The sequence below is a fragment of the Massilia psychrophila genome (assembly GCF_002760665.1).
Taxonomy (GTDB): domain Bacteria; phylum Pseudomonadota; class Gammaproteobacteria; order Burkholderiales; family Burkholderiaceae_D; genus JAFCUW01.
Genome location: NZ_PDOB01000006.1, coordinates 143,608 through 158,908, shown reverse-complemented (window position 1 = coordinate 158,908; position 15,301 = coordinate 143,608). Strand labels below are relative to the sequence as shown.

General features: G+C 61.4%; 14 protein-coding genes, 2 tRNA genes and 1 pseudogene. 8 read left to right on the top strand and 9 right to left on the bottom strand.

The window, feature by feature from the left end; genetic code table 11:
- Positions 1 to 901: AcrVA2 family anti-CRISPR protein (locus CR103_RS06350; RefSeq protein ID WP_099915153.1), on the top strand; the 901-nt coding region annotated here is incomplete at its 5' end.
- 15 nt (positions 902 to 916) lie between these two features.
- Here CR103_RS06350 and tssG read toward each other — a convergent pair.
- Genes tssG through tssE form a run of 3 tightly spaced genes read right to left on the bottom strand, consistent with a single transcriptional unit; the run spans position 917 to position 4,308 of the window.
- A complete protein-coding gene (tssG, locus tag CR103_RS06345; RefSeq protein WP_099915152.1) occupies positions 917 to 1,999 on the bottom strand; it encodes a type VI secretion system baseplate subunit TssG in 1,083 nt (360 codons plus the stop codon).
- Positions 1,963 to 3,813, bottom strand: a complete 1,851-nt coding sequence (gene tssF / locus CR103_RS06340; protein ID WP_099915151.1) for a type VI secretion system baseplate subunit TssF — start codon at positions 3,811 to 3,813, stop codon at positions 1,963 to 1,965. Before tssF ends, tssG begins: the two co-directional genes overlap by 37 nt.
- A 21-nt stretch (positions 3,814 to 3,834) precedes the next feature.
- Positions 3,835 to 4,308 (bottom strand): type VI secretion system baseplate subunit TssE, encoded by a 474-nt coding sequence (gene tssE / locus CR103_RS06335; RefSeq protein WP_099915168.1) that lies wholly within the window; start codon positions 4,306 to 4,308, stop codon positions 3,835 to 3,837.
- Between the two features lie 200 nt (positions 4,309 to 4,508).
- Between tssE and tssK the strand changes: the two genes are divergently transcribed.
- Positions 4,509 to 5,840, top strand: coding sequence for a type VI secretion system baseplate subunit TssK (gene tssK / locus CR103_RS06330; protein WP_099915150.1), 1,332 nt, complete (start codon positions 4,509 to 4,511; stop codon positions 5,838 to 5,840).
- 135 nt (positions 5,841 to 5,975) lie between these two features.
- Here tssK and CR103_RS06325 read toward each other — a convergent pair whose 3' ends face one another.
- Together CR103_RS06325 and CR103_RS06320 are read right to left on the bottom strand one after the other, a co-directional pair.
- On the bottom strand, positions 5,976 to 6,260 hold the full coding sequence (locus tag CR103_RS06325; protein WP_099915149.1) for a hypothetical protein: 285 nt from the start codon (positions 6,258 to 6,260) through the stop codon (positions 5,976 to 5,978).
- Positions 6,261 to 6,327: 67 nt separating this feature from the next.
- Positions 6,328 to 6,403: transfer RNA gene (locus tag CR103_RS06320), tRNA-Asn, on the bottom strand.
- A gap of 40 nt (positions 6,404 to 6,443) precedes the next feature.
- Between CR103_RS06320 and CR103_RS21980 the strand changes: the two genes are divergently transcribed.
- A complete protein-coding gene (locus tag CR103_RS21980) occupies positions 6,444 to 6,911 on the top strand; it encodes a hypothetical protein (protein ID WP_143752534.1) in 468 nt (155 codons plus the stop codon).
- A gap of 77 nt (positions 6,912 to 6,988) precedes the next feature.
- Here CR103_RS21980 and CR103_RS06315 read toward each other — a convergent pair whose 3' ends face one another.
- Positions 6,989 to 7,321, bottom strand: coding sequence for a hypothetical protein (locus CR103_RS06315; protein WP_099915167.1), 333 nt, complete (start codon positions 7,319 to 7,321; stop codon positions 6,989 to 6,991).
- A gap of 238 nt (positions 7,322 to 7,559) precedes the next feature.
- On the opposite strand from CR103_RS06315, the pseudogene CR103_RS06310 reads away from it, so the two are divergent.
- Positions 7,560 to 7,787 (top strand): annotated as a pseudogene (locus tag CR103_RS06310) (galactonate dehydratase); the annotation flags it as partial.
- A gap of 195 nt (positions 7,788 to 7,982) precedes the next feature.
- Here the strand turns inward: CR103_RS06310 and CR103_RS06300 are convergent.
- Positions 7,983 to 8,774: a phytanoyl-CoA dioxygenase family protein gene (locus CR103_RS06300; protein WP_099915147.1), complete on the bottom strand. Its 792-nt coding sequence runs from the start codon at positions 8,772 to 8,774 to the stop codon at positions 7,983 to 7,985.
- Positions 8,775 to 9,279: 505 nt separating this feature from the next.
- Between CR103_RS06300 and tnpB the strand changes: the two genes are divergently transcribed.
- Positions 9,280 to 9,450: an IS66 family insertion sequence element accessory protein TnpB gene (tnpB, locus tag CR103_RS06295; protein ID WP_099915146.1), complete on the top strand. Its 171-nt coding sequence runs from the start codon at positions 9,280 to 9,282 to the stop codon at positions 9,448 to 9,450.
- 417 nt (positions 9,451 to 9,867) lie between these two features.
- On the opposite strand, the gene CR103_RS06290 is transcribed toward tnpB, so the two are convergent.
- Both CR103_RS06290 and CR103_RS06285 read right to left on the bottom strand, forming a co-directional pair.
- Positions 9,868 to 9,943: transfer RNA gene (locus CR103_RS06290), tRNA-Asn, on the bottom strand.
- A 124-nt stretch (positions 9,944 to 10,067) separates the two neighbouring features.
- Complete coding sequence (locus tag CR103_RS06285) at positions 10,068 to 11,282, bottom strand: amino acid aminotransferase (RefSeq protein ID WP_180279296.1); 1,215 nt, start codon at positions 11,280 to 11,282, stop codon at positions 10,068 to 10,070.
- Positions 11,283 to 11,390: 108 nt separating this feature from the next.
- Here CR103_RS06285 and uvrB point away from each other — a divergent pair, with 108 nt between their 5' ends.
- From uvrB to CR103_RS06270, 3 genes are all read left to right on the top strand, one after another.
- Positions 11,391 to 13,475, top strand: coding sequence for an excinuclease ABC subunit UvrB (gene uvrB / locus CR103_RS06280; protein ID WP_099915145.1), 2,085 nt, complete (start codon positions 11,391 to 11,393; stop codon positions 13,473 to 13,475).
- A 71-nt stretch (positions 13,476 to 13,546) separates the two neighbouring features.
- The gene (locus CR103_RS06275) at positions 13,547 to 14,902 is read left to right on the top strand and encodes an MBL fold metallo-hydrolase (RefSeq protein WP_099915144.1); all 1,356 of its coding nucleotides are present in this window, start codon (positions 13,547 to 13,549) and stop codon (positions 14,900 to 14,902) included.
- 42 nt (positions 14,903 to 14,944) lie between these two features.
- Complete coding sequence (locus CR103_RS06270; RefSeq protein ID WP_099915143.1) at positions 14,945 to 15,193, top strand: DUF3297 family protein; 249 nt, start codon at positions 14,945 to 14,947, stop codon at positions 15,191 to 15,193.
- Positions 15,194 to 15,301 lie beyond the last annotated feature (108 nt).

Sequence of the window (15,301 nt, the reverse complement as noted above, 5' to 3'; positions counted from 1 at the left end):
CATGTCTTTGGTACCAAAGCAAGCGACCGAGAAAGTGACTGCGAATCGCCGGATGCTCGCGGTCGAGATCAGCGCAAACCTGAAGTATCACTTGAACAAAGGGACGGTGATCGAGGCCACGGCGGCACTGGAAACGCTGCTGACGAATTCGGACGTGGACACCAGTCTTCCAATGAGCATGGTGGCGCCACCATATCCAGCCCAGTATCTGCGCTTTGGCGAAGCGGCAATGCACTACCTGACGGTGCCGGATTCGCAAGCCGCCGACAGCGTCTTCGACGGGGTTTTTTGTTTTTTCACCCCGGACCCCGCCCGTCATGCCAAAGGGGAAGCAGTTTGGACGCTGGAACTCGTCTTTATCAGCAAGCGGCAGGATTGCCACAATGGCCATGTCGCACTGCTCGGCGAGACGGATCGGGGCAGCACCACGGTCGGCGAATGGCTCTCCAACGTGCTTAACACTGTCGCCGAGCAGCCCGTGGACGAGTTCCATCAGTCGATGCATGCCGCTGTCAGCTACGTGGTGAGGGTGTTCCTGTACATGGCCTTGAAGCAGGCGCGCGTGATGGAACAGCCCGAATATGACGAAGCGCTGCGGCGCGCCGCCGGCCTGGGCGAGCGCAAGCGCGCCAAACTGTTACGCAAGTGCGCCTCCCGGTACAACAGCATCCTCGTCGGCCCCGCGTCCGTGCCTTTGGCCACGGCGGCAGGTGGCGCGGGAAGCGCCGTGGCGCCGCACTGGCGCCGCGGGCATTTTCGAATGCAGCCCTTTGGCGCCGGCAACCAGCAGCGCAAACTCATCTTCGTGGCGCCGGTGCTGATTCACGCGGACCAGCTACAGGGCGACGTGCCTGTGCCGAAACCGTACCGGGCCGGCACCCTTGCGGCCAGCGTGGTTTAAGCGCCGCTATCTGCGTCAGGCTTGGAAAAGTGCGGACGGCAGGCGAAGCGCCGACCTGATTTCAGGGCGGCCGGCGAGGCCGGGCGTTCCGGTCAGGAAAGTGCTCCAGCCAAGGCGGCGTGGCGTCGTTCTCGTGCTCAAAGTGAGCGGCTTGATGCAAGGAGGCGCCAGCAACAGGCGCACTTCGTACCGCAACGTCGGCACGGCAAACAGGCGAGTCATTTCTTCGAGAGCCGCCAGCGCGCTTCCGCCAGGCAGAAAGCCCTGGACCTGCGCTTCATCCAGCGGGCCGATGTGCAGCCGCGCGCTCAAGTCGTGGCGCCACAGGCGCACGCCGAGCGCCGCGCCGAAGCCGAGAACCGGCGTCGTGGTGCCGAGCGTGCTGCGGCGGTTTTCAGCGATTCGATCCCAGCAACCGACGAACTGCTCCAATCGGATCGGTATCCCAAAGTAGGCGCTCAACACCTGTTCCACGGTGCCAGCCGATACGGGGCGGGTTCTGAGCAGCCCCGAAAAGTAGGCCGTGGTCTCCGGTCTCACCCGGCCGAGCGGCCGGCCAATTTCTCCGGCAGGCCTCGTTCTCGTGCCCGCCAAGGCGCTCAGCATCGGCAGCAAGAGGTCGTGGTCGCGCACGTTCAGGCTGTGTTCGACCCGGTACTTGCCCCATGCTTCATAGAACAGCCCGATCAATCGATTCGAAAAGACATCGAGCAGATCGCGCTGGCTGGCATCGCCACCATCTGCCTTGCGCATGGCGATTCGCTCGGTGTCGTGCAAAGGAAGGGTTCCGCCGGCGCCCAGCAGCCCGATAAAAGCAGGGGTGATACGGATGCGTTTGAGCTCGCCGGCGGGCATCGCACCAAGGGCATCCCGCGTTTTCGGCTCGACGTCGAGCGCCTGGACTTCGCTGGCCGGGAATGATAAGGACAGACTGTTCCGAAACGAGATGATCTGGCGGAACGCGCGCTCGTAGCTGACGCCCTGGCGCCGCAAATCGCGCAACAGGAGGTTGAGCAACTGGGTGAATTTGAACCGGTGCGGTTGGTCCAGCAGCAGCCCGATCACACCAGATTCATGCTTCCGCTTCGTGGCTTGCATCGGCACAGTTCCTTTCCGCTTTGATGGGACAGGATGACGAGTTCGACAAAGCTGTTCAGGTGAACGTACAACGCGAAAAATTGGTCGAGAATCTGCACGAACAAGTACAGGCCAGCCCCGGCGTAAGCTTCCTCGTCGAGCGTGAGGCGAATTTCGGTACCGTGCATCAGCGACGATCCGCGCTTGTGCCTGATCCATGCAGTGGCGGGATCCTGCTCGAGGGCTTTGATGCCGCCGATCTGCCGGCGCGAAACAGCCGACGACGCCAGGTCGTACAGGGTCAGCATTTCGCGCAGGCCTTCCGCGCCTTCCAGTGCCAGCGAATGGTGGTTGAGCGCGAGATGCGAAACAAGACGCCAATGCATGCCGGGTCCGTTCGTCAGCCGGGCCGGGCGGGTCGGCCGGCGCAGCAGGCGAATCACGTCGCTGCGCGCCGCGCCAGGAATGAACAAGTCGCCCTCGGCCGCGCCGGTCTTGAGCGAGCACGGCAGATCGCGGTTGGTGCAGCTTAGCTCGATGGAAAGGATGTTTCTTCCGATCTCGAGCGGCTCGCCATCCGCGTTGACGAGCGTGATCGACTTTTCGTGCCCGGGGCTGCAGAGGGCAAGTGTCTCGTCATGGCGCATCAGCCAGTAGCGCCCTCGCTCGACGCCCTCTTCTTCGCCATGCCGCAGAGAATAGAAAGGGCGAAATTCGGTCATTTTCGTGTCGCGTCCGCTCTGGCGCACCATATGCACCTTGTCGACCGAGTACACCTCGTACGCCTGCGGAAAATTGCCGTGCGCAAGCAGGGTGTACTCGGCGGAGAGCTGGTCATACGTAATCGGTACGCCCGGCTGCCTGAACAGGTTGACAACCGGCGTACAGCCTTGCAGAAGATGTTTTTTCGATAAACTTGCCAGCATGCGCGCCCGGTTGCCGTCGGGTTCAACATCAGCTATCGCCAGGTGTAGCGTGAAGCGCGTCTGGTCGGCCGGCATTCGGGCGAGCAGCGCGGCAATATCGATGTCGAAAAAATTGAATTTTTCGGGAAAGGCGAAATACTCGGCAAGGATGCGGTAAGCCTTGTGGGAGCGCGCATCAAACGCAATGAGGGCCTCATCGTCCGCGAAACCGGCCGGCATGACCGGGACAACCGGCAGCCGCTCCCAGGTGCCGTCGTCGTCGCGCTGCAGGTATGCGGCCCGGGTATGCATGAAAAGGGCATCGCGCAGCGCGGCGCAGAACGACGCGTCGCCATCGGCGTACATGCGAATGACAGTGGCCGTGCTCTGGCAGAGCGGCTCTCCCGGCTGTGCCGATTCGAACTTCAGCGTCAGCGACGACGTGACGCCGTCGGGCAGGCGTGTGGCGACAGGTGCGCAGATGAAGGTCTCGAAGCTTGCCTCGGCGAGCACCACTGCGGAAGGCCTGACATCGTAGACGGTCGTGAACGTGCACGGCACGCCATGTATCGACGCGGACTCGAGCAGGGTGCCGCGGAGCATTTCAGCGACGGATCTGGATTCTCCCGCCACGCCTGGCGCACTGAAAACGCGCGCGATTGCGCACGACGGAAACGGACGCAAGTAGTGGGGGAAGATCAGGTTGAGCAGCGCTTCGGTGAACTGCGGGTACGAATCGTCCAGGCGCTTCGCGACACGCGCGCTGAGCAAAGCGACGCCCTGAATGAGGCGCTCCACGTGCGGGTCATCGCAGGTGTCGCCGCCCATCTGCAGTTGTGCGGCGACCTTGGGATAACGCTGCGCGTATTCGCGGCACAGCGACCGCAGGATCACGAGCTCGCGCTCGTACTTCGTGAACAGTTCGTCCATAGGCTCGGTGGCTCCCGCTTTCTAGTTTTTGCTTTCGATCGAATACTGCTGGAGGGAAGGACGAAACACGGCATTGAAAGACATTGGTTCGGTATGCGGTTCGCTTTTGAGCCTGGCCGTGATAACGAAATCGACGCGATTTATCGCGTCCCGGGTTGCCAATAGCGACACCGCGACCTTGTGCAATCGCGGTTCATGACGTTCGATTGCCATTCGAACGGCGTTGCAGATTTCTTTCTGATCCGTGTCGCTGTTCATGCACATGCCGGCGAAATCGATGAGCCCGTAGTTCACAATGGAGCCCGATACTGCCGGGTAGGGCACCAGCGACGCCGCCGACACGGCCGTCCGGGTGTTGAGGAGCGCTTGAAGATCGCGTGTCACGCTTCGCATGGCATCCTTGAATGCACGCGCGCGCTCTTCGCGTCTGTTGGCTGGCGCATGCTCGCTGTCATCGTCCAGGCGGTCGAACAAGCCGGTAGTAAAGCCTTGCATCGCGTTCTCCTCGATGAGGCCAGAAGCGACCACGGCAGTCATTATTGATCCTTGAACTAGGGAAACATTGTGATTTCGCAATAGGAGCACAGGTGTGCGCCAACATCGCAGCGGGATGAGCAAGATCCACAACCGTCAGTAGGGGTGGCCCATGCTTCCAAAAATCTGTTCAACGAGAAATCATTACGGCGGAGGAAGCCATGAGCGCGACATCGAAGATCATGTGGTCAGAAGGCCTGACACTGGGTCCGCAACATTTCCAGCGACAGGATCTCTACCACGAAACGCGGCTGCAGAAAATCGCGTCGGCGCTCAACCCATATTTTTGGGGCGTGCGCGCGGTGCAGTGGAACCTGGACGGGCTTGGACACAACCGCCTGAGTGCGGACGCGATGTCAGTCATCTTCCCGGACGGGGAGATATACGAGGCGCCGGGCGCCGACCTGTTGCCGGAACCGGTGGACCTGTCGCGCTTGCCGGCGGACGTCGATGCGTTCACGTTCCACGCCGCGCTTGCCCTGCTCAAGCCGCACGGCGGCAACGCCGACGAGAACGGGCGCTATGTGCGTTGCGATCTAGGCACGTCCGATCTGTTCAGTGAGGCATTGGAGATCGACGTGCCATTCATGAAAAAACAGGCGCGGCTGGTGGCACAGGTTGAAACGCGCGCGCCGCAGACCAGCGTTGCCGTAGTCCAGGTTCGCCGCGCGCCGCAGGGCGGGTTCGAGATCGTCCCGGGATTCGTTCCGCCAAGCGTCACGGTTGGCGCCACACCTACCCTCACGCGCATGCTCGATGGACTGATCAGCGTAATGACCGCGAAGATCGAATCGCTTCAGCGCATGCACCGCAAGGCGAACAACGACGTGTATGAAGTGGCAACCGGCGATATTTCGTCGTGGTGGATGCTCAACATCGTGAGTACGGCGAACGCACTGCTCACGCACTGCGCCAGATCCCCCGGACTTCATCGGGAAGCCATGTTTCAACAGATGCTCGCCGTCGCCGGCGGGCTGATGACTTTTTCCGACCGCTACAAGACGGCCGATCTGCCCGCTTACGGTCACGATGCGCCGGGCGAGGCGTTCGTGGCGCTCGACGCATTGCTGCGCGACCTGGTCGATACGGTCATCGGGACAAAATACTTCTTTATTCCCCTCGTCGCCGACAGGAGCCGACGCGCATACTTTCAAGCGATTCTCGACCCGGCGAAGGTCACGCAACAGACACAGCTATATCTGGCGGTCACTGCCGATATGCCGGCACTCGAACTGGTGGCGACGGTGCCGATCCGGCTCAAGGTCGCCGCGCCCGACAATATGGAACGCATTGTCGGATCGGCCTTGCCGGGCGTACCCTTGGCTCATATGCCGCAAGTTCCCTCGGCAATCCCGATGCGGCCCAATACCTATTATTTCTCGTTGTCGACGAAAAGCGCGCTGTATGAAAAGGCGCTCGATGCAGGTACGCTCGCCGTTTACGCACCGGATGGGATGCCGGGGCTGAAGATAGAGTTGATCGCCGTTACATAAACGGCAGCCCCACGGTCGGCGTCGATTAACGCTTCGCGCGCAATTACCGCCCAGTTTGCGGACTGTTCCGCTGCCTTGACCGCGACCATCTTGCCGTTCAGTTCACCGCCGGAACCACCGCAAGGCCGGATCCGGTCAGGTCAGGCCGAGACGGCTGCGCGCGGCGGCCAGCAGGGCAACGTCGTAGGGATGCAGGTTTTCGAGAAACAGCATCTCGGCCTGCGCCGGCTCGTCCAGGCACATCTCGAGCATCACCGGAGCATCGTCCTCGACACCCAGAAACTCTTTGCTCCAGCGGTTTTTGCGATGGGTGCGCAACACCTCGCAGCCCAGTTCCGCCAACGGCACGGCAACGCCGGCGGCCACCGCCGCCAACTGCCATTCATCCCAGAATTCCACATTGTTCGCGAGATCGTTCATGGTTGTCCAAATAAGTAAAACTGCAATAGAAAAAAGGGCCTCATCTCACGATGCGGCCCTTGAATTCTGGCTCCCCGACCTGGACTCGAACCAGGGACCTGCGGATTAACAGTCCGTCGCTCTACCAACTGAGCTATCAGGGAAAAGAGCGCGCATTATAGCTGCCCGCCGGCGGTTTATGCAATGGCTGCGCGCGCTCCTTGGCCGCTGGCCCGCAGCACGGCATCGGCAAAAGCGCCAGGCTGGTCGACGTACAGCGCAATGAAGCGCGTGCTGATGGCGCGCGGTGAGCCGGACGACGTGATCGCCAGCGTCGTCCGGCCCGTCAACGCGATGAGCACATTGGTCCGTCAGCTTGTCCATATTGTCGAGGCTGATGCCGGTGCCAGCGCTGGTACCGGCATCAGCGCGAAAATTCGCGTAGCCGCGCTTCAGCGCCATCGCCAGCTTCAGCGCCACCCACGCGCTCAGGAGCCAGCCGGCCGCAACCCGCACCGGCGCATGCGTCTCGGCGGTCTTCGAACGCATGGTGGTGCCGAGCCCGATGACTACAATGGCCAGAATCGCAGTCTTGATGAAGCGCGCTCGTTTGGCTTCCATATATTTTCCTTAGTCAATGAACGACCGATCTTTGGCGGAATATTCAATTGACAAGGAGGCCGGCATAAAAAAACCACGATTGCGCGTGGTTTTGCGGCTGTGCCAAGCCGGCGATGGCAAGCTACATTTTACTTGCGCGGCGGCGCCAAGTCGCTCATCTGCTGGTTGGCGCCAGTTTCCGGCGCGCCCAGGCCCGTACTGGTCGACCCGGCCTGGCTGGCGTGGGTGTCTTGCGCGCCGCGGGTGCTAGCGGTCGCCGCAGTGCCGGCGCCTTCCGGCGCCGCCTCATCGATCAGCTCGGCCGGGGTCGATAGCGCCTCGCCGTCGACGTCTTCGAGATTGCGCGTCGGCTGGGCGCCGCCGCTGCCGCCGCTACCGCGCTGCGATTGTTCACCGCTGTCGTTGTCCCGGCCGGAGCCGACCGACTGGCTACCGCCACCTGCTGCATTTTGCGTACCCATAACGATTCCTTTCACGATGATGTTCATAGTGGAGTCTGCGCCATCATGCGCGCTGCCGCCCCCGCCTGCTGTCGGCGGGCATGGCGCAGCGCTGTAGGACAAGACCGCTTCAACCGCCCTCCAGGCCGGAGTGACCTATGACGTCGTCGTATAAAACCGGAAGCATTCCGTATATTTTTTTACCCTTGCAGCGCGCTAGCGTTTTCATATCGCCCCTGCCGAGATAAACGAATGACGAATGAAAATCGCCAAGCTCACCACCTACCGCGTGCCTCCCCGCTGGATGCTGCTGAAAATCGAGACCGACGAAGGCGTCTTCGGCTGGGGCGAACCGGTCATCGAAGCCCGTGCCCGCACCGTCGAGACGGCGGTGCGGGCGATGGCGCCGTTCCTGATCGGGCAGGGCCCGGCGCGCATCAACGACCTGTGGCAAACCATGTGCCGGGCCGACTTTTACCGCGGCGGGCGCGATCCTGATCAAGTGGGTGGCAACGGCCTTTTCGAGTCAGTCCGAAGGCCTTGGCGGCCTGCAGGATCGCGTGGCGGCGGCCCAGCTCGGCGAGCAATACCATGTGGCGCGTTTTCAGGTACGCGTGCGGGCAGTGCCGGCGTCGGGCGGGCGTGGCGCGACAGACGTCAGGGCCGCGGCGCCAGCTGGGAACTAGTACATGAAGGTTTTGTAATTCTCGCCGGCCGGCGCCGGCGCGCCGTCGCTTACCGGATTGAAACGCAACAGCTCGCGCGCATCCGGCGCCAGCGCCTCGAGCACCGCGCGCGGCACGTCGATATGGACTTCGGGGCGCATCAGCCACGACCGGCTGTAGCCGAGCACCACCATCGGGCGCGCCGTGTCGCTGCGGTTGGGCGTGCCGCGATGGATGGCGCGTACGTCGCGAATCATCACGTCGCCCATCGTCATGAAGACCGGCTCGAGCGCCAGCTCGCCCGATTCGATCAGCGCCAACGCCCGCGCGCGCTCCATATGCTGGGTGCCGCGGGTGGTTTCGAAAGGGCCGTTTTCCGGCGTGACGTCGCACAGCGGGAAATTGACGGCCAGCTGGTACGGCGGCGTGTCGAACGCGGTTTCGGGAAAAAGCGAACCGCTGTCGCGGTGCAGCGGCTGGTAGTCGGAGCCGAGCAAGGGCGTGTCGGCGGCCAGCTGGCACATCACCGGTTGCGGGCCGACCAGCAAATTGACGATGGCGACGATGTCGGGATCGGCGAACACGGCCGGATCGGCAAACAAGCCGGAAAACGGCAGCGTGATGTAGTGACGGTGCGCGCCGCGGTTTTCGTCCGGATGCTCGGCCAGACGGGCGGCGAGCAGCGGCGCGAAGGCGTCGGCCCACTGCTTGACCAGCTCGGCACTGAAATGACCAGGCAGGATGGCGATGCCGTCCTCGCGCACCTGGGCCGCAAAACGTTCGTGGGCAATGCTGTCGTAGCGGGTCATGGCAATCCCGAAAGTAAGAGTGGGCGTGTCAGTGAGAGTAGCAAAGAACAGAGAAAACACCAGCGAATGTCAGCCAATTCCTAAATCCAGTCAATATATTACTAATAATATCTACTTTAATTATTGCCTGAGTTACGCATCTCTCCGCTGGCCCATAACGCGCTAAAATTGTAAGTGACCAGCCGCGCTAGCTTTGATTTCATGATCGGTCCAGCCTCACTTGCCCTTTCGATTACCCGCCACATTTAGGACGAGAAAAGGTTTGGCAACAACGTGTGACGCAGTGGCATGCGAGCGGGCCATTACAGGCGCTTACGCGATCGAACAGGGTTCCCCCATACGCCAGGTCGGTTACTGGGTTTGGCGTTTGCAGGTGCGGGTAGGGCCGCCCGTTGCGGCAGCGGCGCCGATCGCCGATCGCCCTGCTCAGGAAGAATGGTTGGACGTCGACGCCGCCCGGTGATGTGCCGGCCGCCTGGCTGGCCGATTTAATGCGCGCCCTGTGATGCGGCTGTCAGCCGATGCGATTTGGTTGGCGACGGCAGCGGTCGACATGCGCACCGGGATCGACGGTCTGTCGCTACACGTGCAGCCGGCGCTGGGACGCCCGCCATGCGACGCCACTGCCTACGTGTTTGCTACTCGCCGCCGTACCCGTCTGAAGCTGGTGTGCTGAGACGGTACCGGCGCCCGGATGTGCTTGCGCCGCCACTCAGCACAAACCAGGAACTGAAAGCAAACCGATAATGCACGCAGTTCTACATGCAAGTACTGCTGTCGTGTGCATGCACCGTGCGCCTGCGGATAGTCGCCTCTGGCGCAACGCCCGGACGTCGGGCTGGAGAATACGAGTCACCGTGGGCAATCTGGCTGATCCAGAACGGAGCGCCATGCAAAAATGGGCATTGGAAGTCGGTGATGATGGCGCGCCGCTATGTCCATCTGACGCCGGCGCAGATGGGCAGGCATGCGGCGGTGATTAGCGTCCTGCTGTACGACACAACTACGTCACAAGATGAACCGGCGCGCAATAAAAAAAGAGCTACATGCCGCGAAGCATGTAACTCTTTTATTTTACTGCAACTACAAATTCTGGCTCCCCGACCTGGACTCGAACCAGGGACCTGCGGATTAACAGTCCGTCGCTCTACCAACTGAGCTATCAGGGAAAAGAGGCAACATTATATATTTTAGAAACTGGCCTGTCAAACTTCCGACGCTGGCGCGGCTACCAAACTACTGCTCTGTTGCCCTTTCGAATCAACCATTTCGTTGATCCGAAGAAGCAAGATCTTAAAGGACTTTCGCAATCGCGTCAATGACGAGATCGATATTTTTCGAGTTCAAGGCGGCCACGCAGATGCGTCCGGTATCGACCGCGTAAATCGATTCGGCGCGCAGTTTCTCGACCTGGTCTTTTGTCAGGCCGGAGTACGAGAACATGCCGACCTGCTGGCGCACGAATTCGAAGTCGCGGCCAGGAGCCTTCTGTTTCAGCTTGCGCACGAACTCGCCGCGCATTTCCTTGATGCGCACGCGCATGCCGGCCAGCTCGTCTTCCCACAGCTGGCGCAGCTCCGGAGTGCTGAGCACGGTCGCCACGATTTTGCCGCCGTGCATGGGCGGGTTCGAATAGTTGGTGCGCACCACGCGCTTGACCTGCGACAGGATGCGCGCCGCCTCGTCGGCGCTGGCGCCGACTATGCTCAGTGCGCCGACGCGTTCGCCGTACAGCGAGAACGACTTCGAGAACGAGTTCGACACCAGCAGCGCGCCGCCGGCCGCGGCGAAGCGACGCACCACGCTGCCGTCTTCGCTGATGCCGGCGCCAAAGCCCTGGTAAGCCATGTCGAGGAAAGGAATCAGGCCGCCAGCGCTGACTGCCGCGATGACTTCATCCCACTGCCCTGACGTGATGTCGGCGCCGGTCGGGTTGTGGCAGCAGGCGTGCAGCACCACGATCGAGCCGGGCGCCATCGCCTTGAGGGACGCCAGCATGCCGTCAAAGTCGACGCCGCAGGTCGCGGCATCGTAATAGGCGTAATTGTTGACCACGAAGCCGGCGCTCTCGAACAGCGCGCGGTGGTTTTCCCAGCTCGGATCGCTGATGAATACCTGGGCGCCTTCGGGCGCAAACCGCTTGAGGAAATCGGCGCCGATTTTCAAAGCGCCGGTGCCGCCGACCGCTTGCACGGTGATCGCGCGCTTGTCTTGAATAATCGGGCTGTCGGCCCCAAATACCAGTTCTTGCACCGCCTTGTCGTACGCGGCCAGTCCTTCGATCGGCAAGTAGGTGCGCGGCGTCTGTTGTTCGATCATCAAAGCCTCCGCCTTGCGCACGCATGCGAGCAGCGGAACCTTGCCGTTGTCGTCATAATAGACGCCAACTCCCAGATTGATTTTTGCCGGATTGGCGTCGGCGTTGAACGCCTCGGTAATACCGAGAATCGGGTCGCGCGGGGCCATGGCAATGGCGCTGAAGATGCTGACGGAGGCTGTAGAAGTCATCGTGTTATAAACTTGATTATCGGCTGGTTCGCAGCAGGGTTGTATAGACAGCGCCCCCCAGGCTCAGGGGTCGCAAGCGGACTCCCATTTTAACAAAGGTCTGATTTTATGGCAGAACTAGTCTCAAAAGACGCTGAGCCGACGGTGGTCAGCTTTCCCGGCTCGCCTTTCAAGCTGCACCAGCCCTTCGCGCCCGCCGGCGACCAGCCGACCGCGATCGACGGCCTGATCGAGGGCATCGACGACGGCCTGTCGTTCCAGACCTTGCTCGGCGTTACCGGCTCCGGCAAAACCTACACCATGGCCAACGTGATTGCGCGCGCCGGCCGGCCGGCCATCGTATTCGCGCCGAACAAGACGCTGGCGGCCCAGCTGTATGCGGAGTTCCGCGAATTCTTCCCGCAAAACGCGGTCGAGTATTTCGTCAGCTACTACGATTACTACCAGCCCGAAGCCTACGTGCCGCAACGCGATCTGTTCATCGAAAAAGACTCGTCGATCAACGAGCACATCGAGCAGATGCGCCTGTCGTGCACCAAGTCGCTGATGGAGCGGCGCGACGTGATCATCGTCGCCACGGTGTCGGCGATTTACGGTATCGGCAATCCAAAAGAATATCACCAGATGATCTTGACTTTGCGCGCCAAGGACAAGGTCGCGCAGCGCGACGTCATCGCGCGGCTGATCCAGATGCAGTACACCCGCAACGAAATCGACTTCGGCCGCGGCACCTTCCGCGTGCGCGGCGACACCATCGACATTTTCCCCGCCGAGCATGCGGAACTGGCGATCCGGCTCGAGATGTTCGACGACGAGATCGAGTCGCTGCAACTGTTCGATCCGCTTACTGGCCGGGTGCGCCAGAAGATCCCGCGTTTTACCGTTTATCCTGGTTCGCACTACGTCACGCCGCGTAGCACGGTGCTGCGGGCGATCGAAACCATCAAGCTCGAACTGCGCGACCGGCTCGAGTACTTCCGCAAGGAGAACAAGCTGATCGAAGAACAGCGGCTCGAGCAGCGCACCCGTTTCGATCTGGAGATGATGGCCGAAATCGGTTTTACCAAGGGCATCGAGAACTACTCGCGCCACCTGTCGGGCGCCATGCCAGGTGAGCCGCCGCCAACGCTGATCGACTACCTGCCGAAGGACGCGCTGATGTTCCTCGACGAGTCGCACGTACTGGTCGGCCAGCTCAACGCGATGTACAACGGCGACCGCTCGCGCAAGACCAACCTGGTCGACTACGGCTTCCGGCTGCCGTCGGCGCTCGACAACCGTCCGCTCAAGTTCGCCGAGTTCGAGGGCAAGTTGCGCCAGACCGTGTTCGTTTCCGCCACCCCGGCCGAGTATGAGACTACCCACGCCGACAACGTCGTCGAGCAGGTGGTGCGCCCGACCGGCCTGGTCGACCCGCAGATCATCGTCAGGCCGGCATTAAGCCAGGTCGACGACCTGATGTCGGAGATCGCCGAGCGCGTCAAGAAGGACGAGCGGGTGCTGGTGACGACACTGACCAAGCGCATGTCCGAGCAGCTGACCGACTACCTGAGCGACCATGGCATCAAGGTGCGCTACCTGCACAGCGATATCGAGACGGTCGAGCGGGTCGAAATCCTGCGCGACCTGCGGCTGGGCACCTTCGACGTGCTGGTCGGGATCAACCTGCTGCGCGAGGGCCTCGATTTGCCGGAGGTGTCGCTGGTGGCGATTTTGGATGCCGACAAAGAGGGCTTCCTGCGCTCCGAGCGCAGCCTGATCCAGACCATCGGGCGTGCCGCCCGCAATTTGAACGGCGTGGCGATCCTGTACGGCGACCGCATTACCGATTCGATGCGCAAGGCGATCGACGAAACCGAGCGCCGCCGCAACAAGCAAATCGCCTTCAACCTGGAAAACGGCATCACGCCGGTCGGCATCAAGAAGACGATCCGCGACATGATCGACGGCGTGTACAGTCCGCAGCAGGCGCGCGAGACGCTTGAAGTGGCCGAGGAAACCGCCAAGTACGAGTCGATGAGCGAGAAGCAGATGGGCAAGGAGATCAAGCGGCTCGAAAAACTGATGGTCGACCATGCCAAAAATCTTGAGTTCGAAAAAGCAGCCCAGGTGCGCGACCAGTTGCATGTGCTGAAACAGCAGGCGTTTGGGGCGCCGGGGACGGATAATGTGGTGTCGATGCTGGGTAAATAAGCCCGGCACGCTAACCTAACACGTCGTTCTCGCGCACGCGGGGACGACGGCCTTACATTAACAACTAGTCAATGCCACTAAAAATCTCCAGAGTCCTGCATGCCGGTTACGTTTTCGAATGCGACGATACACTGATCGCCTTCGACCCCATCTTCGAAAATCCCTTCAGCCGCAACTGCCACGCTTTTCCCGCGGTCCGCTTCGATCACGAGCAAATTCGGCAACAGACATTTGCGGCCGTGTTCATCTCGCATTTCCACGACGACCACTGCTCGCTCGAGAGCCTCGATTTGCTCGACCGGGCGACGCCGATCTACCTCTACTGCCTGTTCGATGAACTGTTCGCCATGGTGCGCGAGCTCGGCTTCGTCAACGTCCAGCGGTTGCACATCGATGCGCCGGTCAGGGTCGGCCCGTTCGACGTCATCCCGCGCGCGGCCCTCGATGCGGACGTCGATTCGATGTTTCACATCAAGGCGCATGGTCTGAACGTGTTGAATGTCGTCGACTCCTGGATCGATCCGGAGGCGCTTGCCGAACTGGCGCGGGACGCCCCCTGGGACATGGTGTTGTGGCCGTTCCAGACGATGCGCGAGATCGACGTGCTGTCGCCGCGCAGGGCTGCGCCGGCGCCATCCAGTCTGCCGGCCGACTGGATCGAGCAACTGCAAATTCTCAACCCGCGATACGTGGTGCCGAGTTCTTGCCAGTTCCTGCAGGAGCCGTGGTCCTGGTATAACCACGCATTTTTCCCGGTCACCTACCGGCAGTTCCAACAGGAGGTCGAAGCGGCGCTGCCGGACGCGCGCGTTGCCAGGCTCAATCCCTCGGTGTCGGTGCTGCTGGACCAGACATCGCTGCGCGGCGCCGCACCGCTGGCCTGGGTGATGCCGGTTGGCGACCAGGATGTGGACTACGACTATCGGCCGGATGCGACGCCGCCGCATACGGCCGACATCGCGCGCCATTTCGCGCCGCTCACCGCGGCGCAGCACGAGCGCGTCATGGATTACTGCCGTTCCGGCATGCTGGAAAAATACCGGGAAATGGAACTGCCCGAAGACAGTTATTTCGAAACCGGGCGCCTCTGGCGCCTTTCCGTGTACGACCACGCGGGCGCGGCGACGCATTTCAGTTTTCACGTGCAGGGCGACCAGATCGCGCCGGTGTCGGATGGCGAAGGCGAAGGCCGCTTGGCCTGGACTACGGAGATTCCGGTGTCGAAGTTGTATGCGGCGCTTGAGATGGGCGAGTCGCTGACATCGATGTACATGCGCATCAACGACGCGGCATTCGAGGCCGCCATCGAAGCCGACATCGAGACCGCCGATATAGTCGACGATCCGCTGATCCGCTGCCTGTTCAACGACGTTTTCGGCGCCTACCAGGCCGCCCAATTACGCCGGCTGCGTTGCAACAACACATGACAGGCAGTTGTACCGATCCGGTTTGTGGGCGATAATTTGGCCATGACCGATACCCCTACCCTCCCCCCTCTGCCCGACCGCCTGTCGATCGACCCACGCAGTCCTTTCCATATTGCCGCCGCTTTTGAACATGAAGTAGGCATCAAGTTCAACGACAAGGAGCGCACCGACGTTGAAGAATACTGCATCAGCGAAGGCTGGATCCGCGTCCCCGCCGGCAAGACGCTCGACCGCAAGGGCCAAGCGATGCTCATCAAAATCAAAGGCAAGGTCGAAGCGTTTTATCGCTGACTTGTTTCGGTGACCTCCCGCGAGGCAGCGCATCTGTCCTCGCAACAACATCCTTGGTATCATGTCCGGCGACCGGCCACAAGCCGGCACTTTTTATTTTTCGTCGGA